The 1,354-nt window shown below is 67.9% G+C and carries 1 protein-coding gene and 1 pseudogene; both read right to left on the bottom strand.

Annotated features, from left to right (window positions below; translation table 11 throughout):
- Positions 1-38 precede the first annotated feature (38 nt).
- Positions 39-647, bottom strand: coding sequence for an ISAs1 family transposase (locus ACIBEI_RS49550; RefSeq protein ID WP_398898125.1), 609 nt, complete (start codon positions 645-647; stop codon positions 39-41).
- 259 nt (positions 648-906) lie between these two features.
- Positions 907-1,113, bottom strand: a pseudogene (locus ACIBEI_RS49545) (transposase family protein); the annotation flags it as partial.
- Positions 1,114-1,354: the final 241 nt, after the last annotated feature.

Genomic DNA, 1,354 nt, shown 5'->3' with positions numbered 1-1,354 from the left:
CAGGGCTTCGGCGTAGTCGGCGGGCGTCCGTTTTGTGATCACTTGAGCCCGAGTAGGGCGAGCGGGCGGTCCGTGTTGCGGGCGTTGTGTCGCAGAGCGGCGGCGATGTTGGTCGCGCCGGCCAGCCGCAGGGCGCCGATGGCGAGGTTGCGCCAGGTGGCCATCGCCCGGGGTGCGTTGCCTGTTCCCAGCTGAGAGGCGTCTTCGGCGAAGGTGGTATCTCTGACGTGGTGCAGGGCCTCGATCTGCCAGTGATCACGGATCAAGGTCGCGAGTTGGGCGGGGTCGGCTTGCTCCGCGGTGAGGCTGGTGACGGCGTAGACGGTCTTGATGGTGGTCTTGCCGGTCTTGCGGTCGGTGCGACGGCGCTTGATCTGGACGGCCTGCTGGGCCCCGGGAAGGAGCAGGCCGTTGACCGTGGCCACTTTGATCATTCGGATCCCCGAGCGTCCGTGGTCAGTGCCCCTCACGCGGCCCTGCAACGGGATCTCTGTCCACGGAAGGGACTTGAGCTGCTTGCGGAGCTTCTTCTGGTTGCCCTTGACGATCACGATGTAGTGGGCTTCGCGACCGAGAAGGTAGTCGGCGTGCTCGCGCTGGGTGTGCATGGCGTCGCTGGTGACGACCACCCCGGCCAGGTCGGCCACGGACTCCAGCAGTGGCTGGAAGCACCTGATTTCGTTCGTCTTTTCCTGCACGTCCAGCTGCCAGGACCAGGCCGGTGGTGTGGTCCTGTGCAGCGAGAAGGTGGATCTTGCGGCCGTTGGCCCGGGCCGCTCCGCGAAGGCTCTTGCCGTCGACCGCCAAGCCTCGCAGCCGCCCCTCGGCCCGGTTACGGCGGTCGGCGAGCCAGCGGCCGACTGCCAGGTCCAGCGTGTCGCCGTCGATCCGGGCCAGCAGTCGTCGGACCGTCGTTTCCGCAGGCAGGGACCGCTCGGGGAACAAGGGGTCAAGCCGCACGCCGATGTGTTCCAGCACATGAGGCGGGGCATCGGCGATCCATTCGCCGACCGCGAGCAGCGACGTTGCCCCCGCCAGCACCGCACAGGCGGCCAGGGCAAGAATGCCGACCAGAGCGTGGCGAACTCCACGCGGATCACGCGGATCGGGCACCTCGGCGAGGCGGCCCAGCAGTCCGGGCACTTCCTCCGGCGCGGCCTCGGGATGCTCGCGGAGTTGGTCAAGGGCAGACGGGATCAGAGATGATGCTTCGGCAGGCACGGTCTTCCAGGCAAGTCACGGGGCGTCGAGAACTCCATGATCTTGGAGGCCGTGCCCGTTCCGCTCTCTGTGGCGGATCAACCTGGCAGCCCGTCACGAACCGGCTGCCCGCCGACTACCCCGAAGCCCTGGC

Origin of the sequence: Streptomyces sp. NPDC050988, from assembly GCF_044456225.1 — a bacterium.
Lineage (GTDB): Bacteria > Actinomycetota > Actinomycetes > Streptomycetales > Streptomycetaceae > Streptomyces.
The sequence above is the reverse complement of the archived record's forward strand: the minus strand, read 5'-3'. Positions and strand labels throughout refer to the sequence as shown.